The organism is Citrobacter sp. CK189, assembly GCF_030333505.1.
GTDB lineage: Bacteria > Pseudomonadota > Gammaproteobacteria > Enterobacterales > Enterobacteriaceae > Citrobacter_B > Citrobacter_B koseri.
The window spans coordinates 226,158-244,236 of record NZ_JAOWFV010000035.1 but is presented as its reverse complement, the minus strand read 5'-3'; the positions used below and the strand labels follow the sequence as shown (position 1 = coordinate 244,236).

Below are 18,079 nucleotides of genomic sequence, written 5' to 3'. Positions count from 1 at the left end.
TGAGGAGAGAAAAGGATGAAAATTCAGTGTAAACGCGTCTACGACCCGGCAGAAAAAAGCGACGGCTACCGTGTACTGGTTGACAGGCTGTGGCCGCGAGGGGTCAAAAAAACCGATCTGGCCTTTGACGAGTGGGATAAAACGCTGACGCCTTCATCTGAATTACGCAAGGCCTTTCACTCTGAAGTGATTGATTTCAAAAATTTTACTGAGCAATACCGGAGTGAACTCGACCAACAAAAGCAGGAAGGTAAACGGCTGGCGGATATTGCCCGCCAGCAGACGCTGACCCTGCTATATGCGGCAAAGAACACAGAGCAGAATCACGCACTTGTCCTGGCCGACTGGCTACGCGGATTGTGATTCGCACAAAAAATCCGCCAAAACACGGCGCATGCGCAAAGCGATGCGCCGGGTGTCACTTACCGCTGGCAGGATGATCTCTGCGCCAGAGATCCCACTCTTCAATCACTTCACCGCCGGGTAGTTTACATTCCGTGCGTACCCCTTGCGGGCTTTGAACGGGCACTCGCGTACCGCCCTTCTGTTCGCAATAGACGGCAGCCGGGTTTGCCATACCTATTTGCGGAGGTTTCGGCGCCTCGGGCTGGGATGACGACGAACAGGCGGAGAGCGCCAACGCGCACGGCAGCGCGACAAACATGAATCTCATATGAACTCCCGTTAACATTACACCCCGACAGGTTAACCCGCCTGCCGTTGTATCTCCATGTTTTCTTGCGATGCGTATCAGAATGAAAAGCGTGACGTTAAAACATCTTTTGTCACGCACGACGCCCTGCTATCCTTGCTCGTCTTCCTATAACGAGAACGGGTGATAGCATGAAATTAGGCATTATTTTTCCTGTCGTAATTTTCATCACGGCGGTGACTTTTTTGGCATGGTTTTTCATCGGCGGCTACGCCACGCCGGGGGCGTAACGATGAAGAAAACGACGCTCATCATGATTGGCATCGCGATTATCGCGGTGGCAGGAACCAAACTGGGCTGGTGGTAACGGGCTTATCAAAATAATAAAGGCCACCAACGGTAGCCTTTTCGTCTTACGAACTACGTCGCTTAACTTTTGATTTTTCTGTAGATAAACAGAACGACAATCGCGCCGATAACCGCTACGGCAAAGCTGCCAAAGTTGAAGCCGTCAACTTTGCCAAACCCGAAGAACGTGCTGATCCATCCCCCTACCACGGCACCGACGATCCCCAGGATGATCGTCATGAAGAATCCGCCGCCATCCTTACCAGGCATAATCCACTTCGCCAGAATACCTGCAATAAGCCCAAAGATAATCCATGAAATAATGCCCATTTTTTCCTCACTTATGTTTGTACGTTAGCGGTTTACTCGCCGTTAAAAAGAATAGCACATCATCAGAGAATTGAAATTTGTGATAAATGTCACTTTTATTATTTTTTATTTACTCCCATAAAAGTTGGGGTTGCAAGTTTAGATGATAAAGATTATCTTTCTCATTACTGAATAGTTGAGCAAATCACTCAGGTATTCAGTACGACATTGCTCACATTGCTTCCAGTATTTTTGCCCGCCTCACTGAGTGCGGGCTTTTTTTTGACGTTTACTCGTCATTTATGACGAATCCGCTGTCATTTTCTTCATCTTTCCGCAGACAAGCCCCGCCGCGCCTGAGTTTCTGTTTCTGGCACGGTTTGTGCTTTAACAGCCCGTCGCTACGACAAACCGAAGCCAGCGCCATGTCGCGCGTCGGCTTCGACTACAATTCGCGCTATTTCAGCTTTTAACAGGTCTGTTATTGATGAAAAAAATCACCAGTGTGTGCCCGTACTGTGGGGCCGGGTGCAAGCTCAAGCTTGTTGTTGAAAATAACAAAATTATCCGTGCCGAAGGCGCAGAGGGTGTAACCAACCAGAACCAGTTATGCCTGAAAGGCTACTATGGCTGGGACTTCCTTAACGACACGCGGCTTCTGACGCCACGTCTGACCCGCCCGATGATCCGCTATCAAAAAGGCGGAAAATTTACCCCCGTCAGTTGGGATGAAGCGATCCGCTATACCGCACAACGCTTATCCGCCATTAAAGAAACCTTTGGGCCCCGCGCCATTATGACGACGGGCTCTTCCCGTGGGACAGGGAATGAGACCAACTACGTCATGCAGAAATTCGCCCGCGCCGTACTCAATACCAACAATGTCGATTGCTGCGCCCGCGTATGCCACGGCCCTTCCGTCGCCGGGTTGCAGGAGACGCTGGGTAATGGGGCGATGAGTAACTCCATCAGTGATATAGAGAACTCCAAATGCCTGCTGATTTTCGGTTATAACTGCGCAGACTCTCACCCTATTGTCGCGCGCAGAGTCATTAAGGCCAGGCAGAACGGCGCCAAAATTATTGTGTGCGATCCCCGGCGCATTGAGACCGCCCGTATTGCCGATCAGCACCTGCAACTGAACAACGGTTGCAATATGGCGCTGGTTAACGCCTTTGGCTACGTTCTGCTTGATGAACACCTTTACGACACGGAGTACGTACAAAAGCACACGGAAGGACTGGAGGCCTACCGGGAGACCGTAAAAGATTACGCCCCGGAATCCGTTGAACATTTGACCGGCGTCCCTGCCCAGCAGGTGCGTCAGGCGATGCGAACGTTCGCCGCCGCCCCTTCCGCCACGGTCATGTGGGGAATGGGTGTGACCCAGTTTGGTCAGGCTGTCGACGTCGTGCGCGGTTTGTCGAGCCTGGCGCTGCTGACGGGCAATCTGGGGCGTCCTGACGTCGGCGTCGGCCCGGTACGCGGTCAGAACAACGTCCAGGGAGCGTGCGATATGGGCGTTCTGCCTAACCAGTTCCCCGGCTACCAGGACGTGACGGATGCAGCCGCCAGAGAGAAATTCGCGCAAGCCTGGGGAATCGATGCCAGCCTGATGGATGACAAAGTCGGCACGCGTATTACCGAGGTGCCGCACCTGGCGATGGAAGGCAAAATTAAAGCCTACTACATCATGGGGGAAGATCCGCTGCAAACCGAGGCCGACCTGGGGCTGGTGCGGGCCGGTTTCGAGGCGCTGGACTTTATCGTGGTACAGGATATTTTCATGACCAAAACGGCAGAAATGGCGGATGTTCTCCTGCCCGCGACCTCATGGGGCGAACACGGCGGCGTCTTCACCTGTGCCGACCGTGGCTTCCAGCGGTTTGAAAAAGCCATCGACCCCACCGGAGATGTGAAGCGCGACTGGGAGATTATCAGTCTGCTGGCGACCGAAATGGGCTACCCGATGCATTATGAAAGTAACCAGCACATCTGGGATGAGATGCGCGAACTGTGTCCGCTTTTCTACGGCGTCACCTGGGAGAAAATGGGCGATATGGGGCATGTGCAGTGGCCGTGCCCGGACCTTGATCACCCCGGCACACCGTATCTTTACGCACATAGTCAGTTTGATACGCCCAGCGGCAAAGGCAAGTTATTCGCCGCGCCGTGGCGGGCTCCGGCGGAAGTTCCTGATGATGCGTTCCCGATGGTGCTCTGTACCGTTCGCGAAGTGGGACACTATTCCTGCCGCTCAATGACCGGCAACTGCGCTGCGCTACAGGCGCTGGCAGATGAACCTGGCAACGTGCAAATCAACACGAACGACGCGGAAAAACTGGGGATTCGTCATCGCGAACTGGTGTGGGTGAGTTCACGTCGCGGTAAAGTCATCAGCCGGGCCGATGTTTCAGATCGCATTAACCAGGGGACGGTCTATATGACCTATCAATGGTGGATAGGCGCCTGTAACGAACTGACTCAGGATAATCTTGATCCGATTTCGAAAACGCCTGAAACCAAATACTGCGCCGTGAAGGTCGAAGCCATTACCGATCAACGCTGGGCGGAAAACCATGCTGCCCAATCGTACAGCGATATGAAGTCGCGTTTATGCGAGGCAATTGCATAAGCCGCGCTGTGCTTGTTAGCCCGGGTTCGGGAAAAAGAACCCGGGCGTTTTCATCCGCGAACCTCAATATTCCGCATGCTGCGGTTCCGCCGTCTGCAACGCAATATATTCATCTTGTTTATCGCGTTTCATAAACGTCAGCGTAACCAAAAAAAGCCCGATCATGAACGGCAATTCGTACAGTTCTTCAATCAAATCGGTGTATTGCTTACTGTGCAGGAACAGCGGCGCCAGTAACCGATGATGCTCCACCGTATCGGAAATTAAAAACGCACAGGCAGTAACAGTTAGCAACCACAGCGGCAGGGATTCTTCACGCAGCCGACGCGCAATTTCCTGGCGCAAAGTCTTTGAGATCAATACCGGAAGCACAAGCGCGGCGATCAGGACGACGGAAATCCCCCGGAAGATCATTTTGGGATGATCAGGAAAATAGTCGCGCCCCCAGCTGGTGCTTCGCCCTAACAACACCAGCCACCACACCACCGCCCAAAGCCAAAACTGCTTTGCGCCGTCAGGGCGAGACAACGGCCTGATATACCAGGCGGTAAATAGCGCACCAAACAGTAGCCATAGCGCCTGCCCATTTTCAATCCATAACACCACGACGCCATTTAGCAGAGGTACGTGCCAGTTCGCAGTGAAAGGAATAACCAACGCAACAAGCGCAAGGACGAGAGCCGACGAGGTCAATCGAGTATCAAATTTCATGGTGGTCATTTTCTGTTCAGTGTTTGATGCTCAATCATATATTTTATGAATGCCATAGCATTAACAAACAATGCGATGTTCTTAAGGTTTCCTTAATATTTCTTTTCAATTAATTTCAGTTGTCAGGTACATGCTGATATCAGGCGAAAAAAAAACCGCCCAGCGTCGTGATAGCGCTGTGCGGTTTAGCGTAACGGTTAAAAAATCGCGGTCGCAGGCTTCCCGAACGGGATCACCAGCCGCAAACGTCGTGCTCGTTTTCGGTGTCGTATGAGCGCACGGTGTTCACCAGATCTTTCACCACTTCTGCCGCAACGTCCGGGACCAGCAGTGTCATCGGCGCTTCAGTTTCATAATCAACTGAAACACCGTTGCTGTTATTGGTTACGGTAACGGTATAGGTCGCTTTGCCCATAATTTACTCCTTCCCGGTATGAATGACTTTTCGTTGGCTGGCGCTTTCCATCAGCACTTCCGGTGCAACAAAAAAGTCGATGTTAAAGTAGGTATCGTCGCTCATCACTTCGATGTTGTGCCATTTTTCCGGGGGAAAAACGCCGAACTGACCGGCTTCAATGATCATCACTTTTTCCGGTTCCGGGCTGTGTTCATCTGCGTATCCGAGATATTTGACCGCCCCCTGCATAACCGACAGGCGAGGATAAACCCCTGGTCGGGTTCCTTTATCAAGGTGGCGTTCGAAAATTCCGGCTGGCGCGGTGTCTTTATTCCAGAACGGAGTGGAGCGTGTATGGATATGATTTTGTGGAATTTGAAGCATTTTATTCCCTCTTCCAGTAACAACCAGCGATCTTACTGAATCGCTGCTGTAAAAAGGGTACGCCTCATAAGATGCGTTTTAAATACCATTTATTGGTTATTTTTTTCCGCCGCGCGTGGCGGTGAGCATCATCTTTAAGCAAAAAGTAAAAACGGAAGGCCCACAGAGTGCGCGGGCCTGATGGCGTTATGACTGAAGCGTCGCCAGACGTGCGGCAAAACCAACGAAAATCAAACCAATAAGGGAATTCCCTACCTTCGCCAGTTTCTTTTTCGTGCGAATGTACTGCGTTACAAAAGCGCCCGAAATAATCAGGAAGCTCAGATAGAAAAAGCTCACCACTTCAAGCGTTGTCGCCAGGATAAAAAATGACAGCCCCGCGTGTGGCGCATTGACGTCAATAAACTGGACGAAAAACGAAACGTAAAAAAGGATGGCTTTGGGATTGGTCAGGCTCAGTATTAAGGCACGTTTAAAGATTGCGCCAAACGGAACCTCATCATGCGCCACTTCGCTCCCTTTCGATTTGAGCGTGGCGTAAAGGATCTTCGCACCAAGATACAGCAGATAAAAAGCGCCGAGATAACGAACGATATTAAACAGCACCGGCGTTGTTTTTATTAATGTTGCGACGCCCGCGTACGCCAGAAACATCAGTACCGCATCGCCAATGAACACGCCGCTGGCGGCGAGATACCCGCCTTTCATCCCTCGCCCGACGCTGTTTTTCAGCACAAATATCGTATTAGGCCCCGGCACCAGCACGATAAAAATGGCCCCAACCAGATACGTCCAGTAGTTCAGAACTCCATACTCTGCGAACACGTTAACCTCTTCCTGAAAAAAACAGATACGCTTTACTGCGAAACAATATGCTAACGAATGAACTGAATGATGGGAAGGGAAATCATAGCGTTGCGTTATATCATGATATTTACCGGCAAAGGCGCCTTACTTATGACAGATATCGCTCTTTTGGGATACCGTCACAACACGATGGCGGGTCCTGCCGGACCCGCCATAATGACAACATCTTAGTGGTGCAACATCTCGTCGACGACCTCTTCGGCCTTCAGCTGGTACGGATAATAGGTTGGCCAGTTATCCATTTCTTCAAGCAATGCCTGCTGGGAAGTGTTCCCCATAAAGATATGGAAATGGCTCGACTTACGCGGCGCGATAATATGATCGCTGAACTGCACATATTTAGGCGCGTTGCTCTTCGCATCTTTACACTCAAACAGATAGCGAACGCCTTTTTTACCGGATGCATAGGTCAGGATTTTGTGTCCGGCATAATCGTATTGGCAGGACTCAACCTGATTACCGGTGTGAAATTCCATGACGCCATTCTCAATGCCGATAGTATCCACATTGGTAGCGTAGCCTTTACGGTAATAGGCCTTAATCTCCTCGGCTGTTTTGCTGTTATCTTTCTCCGCTTTCTTTTTAAATACCGGATCAAGCTCCCCGCTTACCAGATACGGATAAACAGACTGCCACATACCGTCCCAGTCCGTTAGCGCCCTGTCCTTCACGTTTTTATCGTCAAAAACGCCTTCTGCCGCCTTTTGCTCCATCTCCGTTAGCGGTGCGCCATGTGAATGGTGCCCATGCGCAAGCGCGTGTCCGCTAACCAGAAGCATTCCCAGAGCTACTGCTAATTTTTCAAAATGAATCGCCAAAATATCACCCTCAATCAGTGCGTAAAGATGGAATGTTATAATATAACATCACCATTAATTCAACTCTGAATGAGAAGCATAAAAAACGGGAGCACACAGGCTCCCGCTTATTCCAACAAACTAACAGCCCCCGGCGTTACAGAGTGACAATCTCTGGCTCATCAAATACCGTGAGCGTTGGGGCTTCGCCGGTGAATTTCTCTGCGTATACCAGGGTCGTATTCCCCGCGCAGCCGTTCGCCAGCCTTGACGTCGGGATGTCCGCCGTCAGCACGTTGGCGCCGCCGTTTTTACAGATGCCATTCTCGATATCAGGCCAGGCGCCTTCATGGATACAGATGATCCCCGGCTTGATCCCATCGCTGACGTGCGCCCCGACCAGAACCTGACCACGACCATTCCATACGCGTACCAGGTCGCCTTCGGCAATGCCTCTTGCCTTCGCATCATCTGGATGAATCGTCACCGGCTCGCGATCGGCAATGGCATACTCTTTTCGCAACGACGCATAGTTCAACTGACTGTGCAGACGGTGTGCCGGATGGGCGGTCAGCAACTGTAGCTGATCCTTATCCGCAGACCCTTTCCACTCATCTGGTTCAATCCATGAAGCATGAGGCGGACAGTCTTTGTAGTGATAACCTTCAATGGTTTTTGAATAGATCTCGATCTTACCGCTTGGCGTACCGAGCGCATTCATGACCGGATCATGGCGGAAATCGGCATAACGCACATACTTGTTGTTCTTTTCGTTCTCGCGCATTTCAATCAGCTTATTCTGCTGCCAGAACGCATTGAACTGAGGCATTGCCACACGTTGAGCGCGAGCCGCCTTTTGCGCGGCGTCGTAGAATTGCTTCAGCCACGCCATCTCATCTTTACCCTCGGTATAGACCGCTTTGCCGCCGGGTTTGAGCATCTCAGCTAAATCAGCAAAGACGTCAAAGTCATTACGGGCCTCAAACTGCGGCGCAATCACCTGCTTCATAGGCACCAGATGCTGGTTGCTGTAGTCTCCGGTCATCGTGAGATCGTTACGTTCAAACGATGTGGTGATCGGGAGAACAATATCGGCATGTTTCGCCGCCGCCGTCCAGTAGCACTCGGAAATCACCACCAGCTCAGGCTTCTGCCACGCTTTGATTAAGCGGTTGGTATCCTGATGATGGGTAAAGTTCGCGCCGCCTGCCCACCAGATCATTTTGATATCCGGGAAGGTCTGCTCTTTACCATTATGCTGATATTTTCCTCCCGGGTTTTCCAGCGCTTCCACAATTCGCGCCACAGGCAGATTCACCACCGCATCCGATACCGCCCAGTCGTTCCCTGCCGACGATCCCCCCTCAATTTGCGCCGATATCGCAGGCAGTACACCACCGGTACGCGTCGGGTTCCCGCCGTTGGAATAGTGATAGGAGAAACCGAAACCGCCGCCTTCCGTCCCAATTTGCCCCAGCATCGCGGCCAGCGTCACCAGCATCCAGTGTTTTTGCTCACCGTATTGCTGACGTTGAATCCCCCAGCCCGCCATCAGCATGGTTTGGTTGCTGGCAAAAATTTCCGCCAGTTTCTCAATCTGTTCTGCGGGTACGCCACAGACGCCGGATGCCCATTCAGCGGTTTTCTCAACGTTGTCGCTCTTGCCGAGCAGATACTCTTCAAACTGCGGATAACCGGTGGTGTATTTTTCCAGGAACGCTTTATCGTGACGCTCTTTTTTCACCAGCGTATGCGCAATCCCCAGCATCATCGCCACGTCAGTTCCCATATGCGGGGCGATCCACGTTGCATTGTCGCCAAAAAACTCAATGGTTTCTGAGCGCATTGGGTCGATCGCGATAACGGTTTTTCCCGATTTCTTCAGCAGATTAAAATACTCAAGCCCTTGTTCATCCGTACTGCTCCAGGCAATTTTTAACGTGTTGAGCGGGTTCATCCCCCACAGCACCACCACCTGGCTGTGCTCAAGCACCATCGGCCATGTCGTCTGTTGTTCGTATACCTCAACCGATCCCACAACATATGGCATGATAACCTGCGCCGCCCCGGTGGAATAATCCCCGGTATGGCCTGCATATCCCCCGGCCATACTCATATAGCGTTGCAGCAATGTTTGCGCTTTATGCAAGACGCCGCTGGAGCGCCAGCCATAGGAACCCGCAAAAATGGAGGACGGGCCATAGCTGCTACGAATACGGCTATGCTGCTCATGAATGAGTTTCAGCGCCTGTTCCCAGCTCACCCGCACAAAGGGATCGCTTCCCCGTTTACCGTCCGCTTTACCTGGATTTTCCAGATAGCTTTTACGCACCATTGGGTATTTTACTCGGGCGTTGGTATGTACCTGATCCGGCGCGGTTTGCTGCAATGAGTTCGGTATGGTTTTAGGTAATGCGCCTTTTGAAGAGACAACTTTGCCGTCTTTGACCTCCACATATACGGCCCCCCAACGTGCGGCCGTCAGGATGGCGCCGCCATTTTGGTTTTCGGCCCAGGCAGGCATTGGGATCACCGAAGAAATCGCCATAGTCCCGGTTGCCGCTCCAGCCGTCTTGATAAAGTCACGTCTTGTGAGTTTCATGATTTCTCCTGGTATTATCACTATTCATGCATGTCTTTCGCGTTGTACTGGAAGTAACGGCTCAGGATATCCAGTTCGTTTTCACTGATGTTGGTACGAGCCCCCATCCCTTTCGCCACAGAGGGCCAGGCATTGAGGGTAAAATGCTTCGCAGGAATCGGCGCATGGCAGCCTGCGCAATACACATTGTCGAGTTTGCGCGCGTAGTCCCACATCGGTTCGCGGCTGGCGAGCGCAGAGCCACTCCACTCGCCCTGTAGCGCCACATCCCGCCACGCGTTACCGTAATCATCTTTTTTCCAGTCAGAGAAAATGTTGAGTGATTGCTGCCCTTTCTCACTCAGGCTGGCAAGGATCAACCGCTGGCCTGCCGCGTAGTAAATAACCTGCTCGCTCCCCTGCATCTGGCTCCCGCGAATCTCCACCAGCCGTGACGTTTCCGTCGATTTCAGGACATGCATTTGCGTGGCCGGATAGACCGTTGCCAGATCGCCAAGTGCGGTATTGCTTACGGCATAGAGCGTTTTTGCAGATGCGGGGGTAGATGCAGACTGGGCCTCAAGCGCTTTGAGGGCGCTGTCGTCCATTGTTATTTCGGGTGGGAAGTGGGCGACGCCTTTGTGGCAATCAATACAGGTTTGTTTTTCCTGAATGCCCATTTGGTGCATTTTGCGGGCATCAGCGCTTTGCGCGTCAAGATCCATCGCATCCATGCTATGACAGCTACGACAGGTTGCGGAGTCGCTGGCTTTCAACTGCGCCCAAACGGTTTGCGCCATCTCCAGACGATGTTCTTCAAACTTCTCTGGCGTGTCGATTTTTTTGGTGATGAACTGATGATAGACATCTTTCGAGGCAAGGAGCTTGGCTACCAGGTAATCCACCCCGCCTTCCGGGATATGGCAATCCGCGCATTCTGCACGAATCCCCTTCTGATTCTGGAAGTGAACCGAGCCCGTATACTCCTCATAAGGCGCCTGCATCGTATGGCAAGACAGACAAAATTCAGTGCTCGATGTTTTATGTAACGTCCATTGCCCCGCTAAAACAATTACTGCGCCAAGAACGATGCAAAGCAGCAGCATCCATAAAATGGTTTTATTTATTTTTCTCATTCTTCATTCTCGTCAGACAACTACCCTTTTAGAGGTAGACAATAATTAGACTAAGCAGGTTAATTATTGATATCCATCAAGCGTGGATGTGAATAAGAATTAGCATGCAAGTAAATTTGAAGGGGATCGCAGATTACACAGCAACGGAATATATGAATACAAAAGTGTTAAAACACAGCAAGTTACACTGTATTATATAGATATTTAAACCAGCATTAAATTAAATACCAGGAGAAAGTTTCAAATAATTAAGATGGCGATTCAAGAGAGAGAAAATATCCCGTCGTTATATAAATAAATATACAATGAAATAAAGTAAAACGGAACCCATTACTGCTTCATAACGATATTCACGGTAAAAATCATTCTCCTGACAGCCATCATGTCGGTAACACCTTCTGGTGGACGTTTTGTGTCTACATTCTTACGACTTGCGGACTCGTTCACATAACTTTGATCTGATTACTTCTTATACAACCGATAAGTCCAGTACACTTAAGGTGGAGATAAAACAAACAGGAGGTGGTGAATATGTATCGTTCTATTCTGGTGCCGATTGATATCTCAGAAGCCAGCTTGACCCGTCAGATCATCCCGCAGGTTGAGGCGCATGCTAAAACCGCAAAGGTGCATTTTTTGGCCGTAATACCTTCTGTCCCATTCTATGCCTCACTGGGTCTGGCCTACTCCAGCGAGTTCCCGGATAGAAGCGGTCTTCAGTCAAAGGCCGCCGTCAAACTGGAGGAAATTGTTAAACAATTCAATATCCCCGAGGGCAGGAGCCAGTCCCATGTTGTCTACGGCCCGCCCAAAGATCAGATCCTCAAACTGGCGGATGCGGTAGAAGCCGACCTGATTATCATTGCGTCGCATCAACCGGGTTTCAGCACCTATCTGCTGGGTTCAACTGCTGCGGCCGTTGTTCGCCATGCAAACTGCCCTGTTCTGGTTGTACGCTAATACCGCTCGCTAACCCTGGCGAAAACGGGAGCCAACAGGCTCCCGTTCTTGTATCACACCTGTTTTCTGATGAATGACTCCCGATAAAAACAGCCTTATAAAACGAATGGTTGAATCATTAAATGATAATGGTTATCATTCTCTTGCTGTAAATACCTTAGCGCCTAATACAGGTATTGAAAGCACGACATTGCTCACATTGCTTCCAGTATAATTTTGCCCGCACTCTGTTGCGGGCTTTTTTTGCCAGAGTATTCATGCTCTCAGGGAAAAGGGCATGTGAGTCGTTAAACATTAAAAGGATATTTATGAACATAAAGAGAGTTGCCGGCACGATTTCAATCGTATTGTTGACGGCTTGTGTCGACTCAGAAGTACAACCCGCGCCCTCTTCCGCCAGCCCAATTTGTCAGGGATTCGGCTGCGTAAAAACTCCCGGGAAACTTCCCAGCCGCGCCGCCACCCATAAACCGACAAAAGAAGAAAGAAACCGTGTGATCCGGGGCGAGAAACCCGATTTTGGCTCCGAAGAGTGGAGTGTCGGGGGCACGCTGCCTGGCTGGTGATTGCAGGTGCAGAGTCGTCACTCTCACAACACGCCATTCTACTGGCATAAAAAAACGGGAACTGACTGGTTCCCGTTCTTGTTTATCCTCAGGTGCATATTTACAGATACCCGGCGATATAACCGGAGATCATACGCACAAGATAAGGCCACCCGGCCATGACAAGCAGCATCAGCAGCGCGATAAGCAGCCCCGTTAATACTGACCGAATGCGTTCATGTTCCGTGCCCATTTTCACCTCCCCTGACCGCAGAAAATGAATGACTAAATTCCCAATAGCACGAACACATGACAGGTTTATGACGGCATTATTGACCAGTAACCGCCCGGAGGCGGTTTGAAACCAGAAAGCGAGCTATTCGCCGTTACTCTCAATCGCGTTTTCCTTCTTCCCATACAGGGCCGGCTTGCCTGCTGGTCGGGTCTTAAAGCGACGGTGTAGCCACATATATTGTTCAGGAGCCAGGCTGATTGCGCGTTCAATCGCCCGATTCATTCTGGTCGCAACGGTTTCCTTGCCCTCGTCATACAGTTCATGGCCGATATCCGGGAGGATGATCAGCTCGTACCCTCTTCCATCCGCTCGGCGTCGGGGAACAAAAGGAACAACCGCCGGGCGCGCGCTTCTGACAAGCATGTAACTGCCTGCGGTAGTCGCCGCATCGGGAACATCAAAAAAAGGAACAAACACGCTGTTACGAGCGCCATAGTCATGATCAGGTGCATACCAGACAATCTCACCTTGTTTGAGCACTCGTATCATGCCTTTTAAATCATAGCGATCGAGCATGGTTTTATTTGAGCGAAGACGTCCCCGCGTCTGCAACCAGTCATACAGCGCGTTATTGTTCGGCCTGTATACGCCAATGCCCGGATTGAGCATCCCAAATATGCGCGCCCCAAGTTCAAGAGTAAGAAAGTGCATACCGATGAGAAGCACGCCTTTATTTTCAGCTCGCGCACTTTCCATATGTTCATAACCCGTAACCGTAAACCATTTGCGTAAACGCCTGTCTGACCAGAACCAGGCGATACCGGTTTCAAGTACCCCCATGCCTACCGACTCAAAATTTTTAATCAGTAATTTTTCACGCTCCTTCGCAGGTAACGCCTTAAAGCAAAGTTCCAGGTTGCGACGGGCTATTGTTACCCTGCGAGGCAATGCGCGCATGGCCACTCTCCCCAGACAAGCGCCAAGCCTGAGCAGAATGGGATAAGGCAGCAAAACAGCACATCGTAAGAAGAAAATACCCAGCCATAGCAGCCAGTAGCGAGGATGAAAAAAAGCGAATGAAAATGTTGGGAGTCTCGTCATTGAGTAAAATACGTTCCGGTTTACTGATAACTGCGGTGTTAGCTATCTGACTATTACAAAGAGGGGGAAAACTAAAGCCCCGGTTAGCACAAAAAGTCTATAAAAAGACGAAAAAGTCGTTTTGTCATTTTTTGCGACTTATCCCCTGCTCACCGCGAGGTCGTAAAAACGTCATTTACCTTTTCGCCGCCACGTGACCGATCGGACAATTTCAGGTCTATTCATTAAGCACAATTGAGGTTATGTTATTACATAACTTTTAGTGAGAAGGGTAATCATCAGATGAAAGTCAGAAACATATTCGCCATATCACTGGCTGCCTCGTCGTTCAGTTGCCTGGCATTCAAATCGCCGCCCAACGTAGTACCCGGTACGGCTCCTGATAACGTTCGCACACTCGAAAGTAAGATTCTGGGAAGTTTTTACAGTCAGCATGGTACTGAGCCGCAGACAACATTTTTGGGAACCTGTGATGCTTCACCCGTTCCAGGTTGTTCATGCCCGTTTTGCACAATGCTCCGTAGCCACATCCGCTGATGGGCTAAACGTCTGAGCCACTGGCAGATGCACATCTTCCCCGTCTGGAGACTTGCGAAGTAGCGTCTTAGTCCTCTGCGGGTTCGACATTCAAAAAACAAGTTCGAATGCTAATAATAAAAAACGGGAACCCTCAGGCTCCCGTTCTTGTTTAACCCAGAAACTGGATTACATGTTTGCGATGATCGCGTCGCCAAACTCTGAACATTTCAGCAGTTTAGCGCCTTCCATCAGACGTTCGAAATCGTAAGTGACGGTCTTCGCGGCAATCGCGCCTTCCATCCCTTTGACGATCAGATCTGCGGCTTCGAACCACTGCATGTGGCGCAGCATCATCTCAGCAGACAGAATGATGGAGCCCGGGTTAACTTTATCCTGACCCGCATACTTCGGCGCAGTACCGTGAGTCGCTTCGAACAGCGCGCACTCGTCACCGATGTTCGCGCCCGGCGCGATACCGATACCGCCAACCTGCGCCGCCAGGGCGTCAGAGATGTAGTCGCCGTTCAGGTTCATACAGGCAATCACGTCGTACTCAGCCGGACGCAGCAGGATCTGTTGCAGGAACGCATCGGCGATCACGTCTTTAATCACGATCTCTTTGCCGGTGTTCGGGTTCTGGATTTTGACCCACGGGCCGCCGTCGATCAGCTCACCGCCGAATTCATCACGCGCTAACTGGTAGCCCCAGTCTTTAAACGCGCCTTCGGTGAACTTCATGATGTTGCCTTTGTGAACCAGGGTCACAGAATCACGGTCATTAGCGATGGCATATTCAATCGCCGCACGTACCAGACGTTTGGTTCCTTCTTCGGAACACGGCTTAATACCGATACCACAGTGTTCAGGGAAGCGAATTTTCTTCACGCCCATCTCTTCACGCAGGAATTTGATCACTTTCTCGGCATCCGCAGAGTCGGCTTTCCATTCGATACCTGCATAAATATCTTCAGCGTTTTCGCGGAAGATGACCATGTCGGTCAGTTCAGGGTGTTTAACCGGGCTTGGGGTGCCCTGATAGTAACGAACCGGACGCAGACAGACGTACAGGTCGAGTTCCTGACGCAGCGCCACGTTCAGGGAACGAATACCGCCGCCGACCGGGGTAGTCAGAGGGCCTTTGATGGCCACGCGATAATCACGAATCAGATCCAGGGTTTCAGCAGGCAGCCAGACATCCTGGCCATAAACCTGAGTGGATTTTTCACCGGTGTAAATTTCCATCCAGGAGATTTTACGCTCGCCTTTATAGGCTTTCTCGACAGCGGCATCGACCACTTTGAGCATGGCTGGGGTTACATCAACACCGATACCGTCGCCTTCAATGAACGGGATAATCGGATTTTCAGGAACGTTGAGTTTGCCGTTTTGCAGGGTGATCTTCTTACCTTCCGCCGGAACAACTACTTTGCTTTCCATTCACCTCTCCTTCGAGCGCTTCTGGTTTGCTCGTCTGTCATCACGCTGCATGTGCGTTTGCGTCCTGCGACACGGATGCATTAGAGCAACTTTTTTGTTAATGATTTGTAATGAGCGTGTCAATACTACCCTATTGTTTGCTGCCATGAAAGACACTCGTTATTAGGCTATAATGCGGCAATTGATAAGCCCTGAAAATACCATGCAAAAAACTTCTTTTAGAAATCACCGGGTTGAGCGATTCAGCTCACGACAAGTCACTAAGCGGCGGAAAGAAAACCAGCCAAAACGCGTGGTTTTGTTCAATAAACCTTACGATGTTTTGCCGCAATTTACGGATGAGGCCGGGCGCAGCACATTAAAAGACTATATTCCTGTCCAGGGCGTCTATGCAGCAGGTCGTCTGGACAGGGACAGCGAAGGTCTTCTGGTGCTCACCAACGATGGCGCATTGCAGGCTCGTCTGACGCAGCCCGGCAAACGTACCGGTAAGATTTATTACGTTCAGGTTGAAGGCGAACCCACCGCAGAAGCGCTGGAAGCCCTGCGCAATGGCGTGACGCTCAATGATGGCCCCACTCTGCCTGCGGGCATTGAGGTAGTGGAGGAACCCGAATGGCTGTGGCCGAGAACGCCGCCGATTCGCGAACGAAAAAGTATTCCCACCCGCTGGCTCAAAGTGACCTTATATGAAGGCCGTAACCGTCAGGTACGGCGTATGACGGCGCACGTCGGCTACCCTACGCTGCGACTGATCCGCTACGCAATGGGCAACTACACGCTGGATAATCTTGCCAACGGCGAATGGCGAGACGCTACCGATTAAGGAAAAACCATGTTCAAACCGCACGTCACCGTTGCCTGCATCGTCCATGCAGAAGGTCAATTCCTCGTGGTGGAAGAGACCATTAACGGCAAAGCGCTCTGGAATCAGCCAGCCGGACACCTGGAAGCCGACGAAACGCTGGTGGAAGCCGCCGCGCGCGAACTCTGGGAAGAGACAGGGATTACCGCGCAACCCCAGCACTTTATTCGTCTGCATCAATGGATCGCACCGGACAACACGCCGTTCCTGCGTTTCCTGTTTTCCATTGAGCTTGCCAGGATGTGCGCCACTGAACCTCACGACAACGACATTGACTGCTGTCGCTGGGTCAGCGCCGACGCGATCCTCAACGCCCCTAACCTGCGTTCGCCGCTGGTTGCCGAGAGCATTCGTTGCTGGCAGAACGGGCAACGTTATCCGCTGGCGATCATCGGCGAATTTAACTGGCCGTTTACAGAGGGTGTCAAGTAAAAGGGCTGCGTGATAGAATACGCCGCCTTGAAGTTCAATGTCGTGAGTATTCCAATGTCAGAAAGCCCAAAAAAAGTGATCGTCGGCATGTCCGGCGGTGTCGACTCCTCCGTTTCCGCCTGGCTGTTGCAACAACAGGGCTACCAGGTAGAAGGCCTGTTCATGAAGAACTGGGAAGAGGACGACGGTGAGGAATATTGCACAGCGGCAGCCGACCTGGCTGATGCGCAGGCCGTTTGCGACAAACTTGGCATTGAACTGCATACCGTAAACTTTGCCGCAGAATACTGGGACAACGTTTTTGAACTCTTCCTGGAAGAGTACAAAGCGGGCCGCACGCCAAACCCGGATATTCTGTGTAATAAAGAGATCAAATTTAAAGCCTTCCTCGAATTTGCCGCTGAAGACCTGGGCGCTGATTATATCGCCACCGGTCACTACGTCCGTCGCGCGGATGTGGACGGCAAAAGCCGCCTGCTGCGCGGGCTCGACGGTAACAAAGATCAGAGCTACTTCCTTTACACACTCGGCCATGAGCAGATCGCCCAAAGCCTGTTCCCGGTCGGTGAACTGGAAAAACCGCAGGTACGCAAAATTGCCGAAGACCTCGGTCTGATCACCGCGAAGAAAAAAGACTCTACCGGCATCTGCTTTATCGGCGAACGTAAATTCCGCGAGTTCCTCGGTCGCTATCTCCCGGCGCAGCCAGGAAAAATCATCACCGTAGACGGCGACGAAATCGGTCAGCACCAGGGGCTGATGTACCACACGCTGGGCCAACGTAAAGGTCTGGGTATCGGCGGCACCAAAGAAGGCACCGAAGATCCGTGGTACGTGGTCGATAAAGATGTCGAGAACAACATTCTGGTTGTCGCTCAGGGTCATGAGCATCCACGTCTGATGTCCGTCGGCCTGATTGCCCAACAGCTTCACTGGGTCGATCGCGAACCGTTTAGCGGCACCCTGCGCTGCGCGGTGAAAACCCGCTACCGCCAGACCGACATTCCGTGCACCGTGAAAGCGCTGGATGACGAACGCATTGAAGTGATTTTTGATGAGCCGGTAGCCGCAGTAACGCCGGGTCAGTCGGCTGTCTTTTATAACGGAGAAGTGTGCCTCGGCGGCGGTATTATCGAGCAGCGCCTGCCCCTGCCGGTATAATTATTCT

The 18,079-nt window shown here is 51.3% G+C and carries 19 protein-coding genes; 7 read left to right on the top strand and 12 right to left on the bottom strand.

The genetic code is table 11. The features are described 5' to 3' along the window. Positions 1-15: 15 nt before the first annotated feature. Positions 16-363 (top strand): DUF488 domain-containing protein, encoded by a 348-nt coding sequence (locus OGV83_RS05465; RefSeq protein WP_012132682.1) that lies wholly within the window; start codon positions 16-18, stop codon positions 361-363. 55 nt (positions 364-418) lie between these two features. Here OGV83_RS05465 and OGV83_RS05460 read toward each other — a convergent pair whose 3' ends face one another. Next, positions 419-673: a putative hemolysin gene (locus OGV83_RS05460; protein ID WP_024130397.1), complete on the bottom strand. Its 255-nt coding sequence runs from the start codon at positions 671-673 to the stop codon at positions 419-421. A 170-nt stretch (positions 674-843) separates the two neighbouring features. Here OGV83_RS05460 and OGV83_RS05455 point away from each other — a divergent pair, with 170 nt between their 5' ends. Continuing rightward, positions 844-942 carry a YoaK family small membrane protein gene (locus tag OGV83_RS05455; protein ID WP_024130398.1) on the top strand — a complete coding sequence of 33 codons (99 nt, stop codon included), beginning with the start codon at positions 844-846 and terminating at the stop codon, positions 940-942. Between the two features lie 139 nt (positions 943-1,081). On the opposite strand, the gene OGV83_RS05450 is transcribed toward OGV83_RS05455, so the two are convergent. After that, on the bottom strand, positions 1,082-1,330 hold the full coding sequence (locus OGV83_RS05450; protein ID WP_012132684.1) for a GlsB/YeaQ/YmgE family stress response membrane protein: 249 nt from the start codon (positions 1,328-1,330) through the stop codon (positions 1,082-1,084). Between the two features lie 466 nt (positions 1,331-1,796). Between OGV83_RS05450 and fdhF the strand changes: the two genes are divergently transcribed. Then, positions 1,797-3,944: a formate dehydrogenase subunit alpha gene (fdhF, locus tag OGV83_RS05445; RefSeq protein WP_012132686.1), complete on the top strand. Its 2,148-nt coding sequence runs from the start codon at positions 1,797-1,799 to the stop codon at positions 3,942-3,944. Positions 3,945-4,007: 63 nt separating this feature from the next. On the opposite strand, the gene OGV83_RS05440 is transcribed toward fdhF, so the two are convergent. From OGV83_RS05440 to OGV83_RS05410, 7 genes are all read right to left on the bottom strand, one after another. Further along, a complete protein-coding gene (locus tag OGV83_RS05440) occupies positions 4,008-4,655 on the bottom strand; it encodes a hypothetical protein (protein ID WP_058669016.1) in 648 nt (215 codons plus the stop codon). Positions 4,656-4,887: 232 nt separating this feature from the next. Next, entirely contained in the window at positions 4,888-5,070 is a 183-nt protein-coding gene (locus tag OGV83_RS05435; protein WP_012132688.1) for a DUF1869 domain-containing protein, read from the bottom strand. A gap of 3 nt (positions 5,071-5,073) precedes the next feature. Continuing rightward, positions 5,074-5,436 (bottom strand): DUF1971 domain-containing protein YeaR, encoded by a 363-nt coding sequence (yeaR, locus tag OGV83_RS05430; protein ID WP_024130400.1) that lies wholly within the window; start codon positions 5,434-5,436, stop codon positions 5,074-5,076. Between the two features lie 186 nt (positions 5,437-5,622). Then, positions 5,623-6,261: a leucine efflux protein LeuE gene (gene leuE, locus OGV83_RS05425; protein WP_012132690.1), complete on the bottom strand. Its 639-nt coding sequence runs from the start codon at positions 6,259-6,261 to the stop codon at positions 5,623-5,625. A 209-nt stretch (positions 6,262-6,470) separates the two neighbouring features. After that, on the bottom strand, positions 6,471-7,121 hold the full coding sequence (gene zinT, locus OGV83_RS05420) for a metal-binding protein ZinT (protein WP_024130401.1): 651 nt from the start codon (positions 7,119-7,121) through the stop codon (positions 6,471-6,473). A gap of 136 nt (positions 7,122-7,257) precedes the next feature. After that, positions 7,258-9,702 carry a trimethylamine-N-oxide reductase 2 gene (locus OGV83_RS05415; RefSeq protein ID WP_071258212.1) on the bottom strand — a complete coding sequence of 815 codons (2,445 nt, stop codon included), beginning with the start codon at positions 9,700-9,702 and terminating at the stop codon, positions 7,258-7,260. Positions 9,703-9,722: 20 nt separating this feature from the next. Then, positions 9,723-10,817: a NapC/NirT family cytochrome c gene (locus tag OGV83_RS05410; protein ID WP_200053591.1), complete on the bottom strand. Its 1,095-nt coding sequence runs from the start codon at positions 10,815-10,817 to the stop codon at positions 9,723-9,725. Positions 10,818-11,348: 531 nt separating this feature from the next. On the opposite strand from OGV83_RS05410, the gene uspF reads away from it, so the two are divergent. After that, positions 11,349-11,777 (top strand): universal stress protein UspF, encoded by a 429-nt coding sequence (gene uspF, locus OGV83_RS05405; RefSeq protein WP_012132695.1) that lies wholly within the window; start codon positions 11,349-11,351, stop codon positions 11,775-11,777. Between the two features lie 666 nt (positions 11,778-12,443). Here the strand turns inward: uspF and OGV83_RS05400 are convergent. The 3 genes from OGV83_RS05400 to icd form a co-directional block, all read right to left on the bottom strand. Then, the gene (locus tag OGV83_RS05400; RefSeq protein ID WP_012132696.1) at positions 12,444-12,575 is read right to left on the bottom strand and encodes a hypothetical protein; all 132 of its coding nucleotides are present in this window, start codon (positions 12,573-12,575) and stop codon (positions 12,444-12,446) included. 123 nt (positions 12,576-12,698) lie between these two features. Beyond that, positions 12,699-13,658: a Kdo(2)-lipid IV(A) acyltransferase gene (locus tag OGV83_RS05395; RefSeq protein WP_024130404.1), complete on the bottom strand. Its 960-nt coding sequence runs from the start codon at positions 13,656-13,658 to the stop codon at positions 12,699-12,701. Positions 13,659-14,363: 705 nt separating this feature from the next. Further along, positions 14,364-15,614, bottom strand: a complete 1,251-nt coding sequence (icd, locus tag OGV83_RS05390; protein WP_153258433.1) for an NADP-dependent isocitrate dehydrogenase — start codon at positions 15,612-15,614, stop codon at positions 14,364-14,366. Between the two features lie 172 nt (positions 15,615-15,786). Here icd and rluE point away from each other — a divergent pair, with 172 nt between their 5' ends. Genes rluE through mnmA form a run of 3 tightly spaced genes read left to right on the top strand, consistent with a single transcriptional unit; the run spans position 15,787 to position 18,072 of the window. Next, complete coding sequence (gene rluE / locus OGV83_RS05385) at positions 15,787-16,440, top strand: 23S rRNA pseudouridine(2457) synthase RluE (RefSeq protein WP_081353176.1); 654 nt, start codon at positions 15,787-15,789, stop codon at positions 16,438-16,440. A gap of 9 nt (positions 16,441-16,449) precedes the next feature. Next, positions 16,450-16,911, top strand: coding sequence for an NUDIX hydrolase (locus OGV83_RS05380; RefSeq protein WP_047457463.1), 462 nt, complete (start codon positions 16,450-16,452; stop codon positions 16,909-16,911). Between the two features lie 54 nt (positions 16,912-16,965). Next, positions 16,966-18,072, top strand: coding sequence for a tRNA 2-thiouridine(34) synthase MnmA (mnmA, locus tag OGV83_RS05375; protein ID WP_248623415.1), 1,107 nt, complete (start codon positions 16,966-16,968; stop codon positions 18,070-18,072). Positions 18,073-18,079 lie beyond the last annotated feature (7 nt).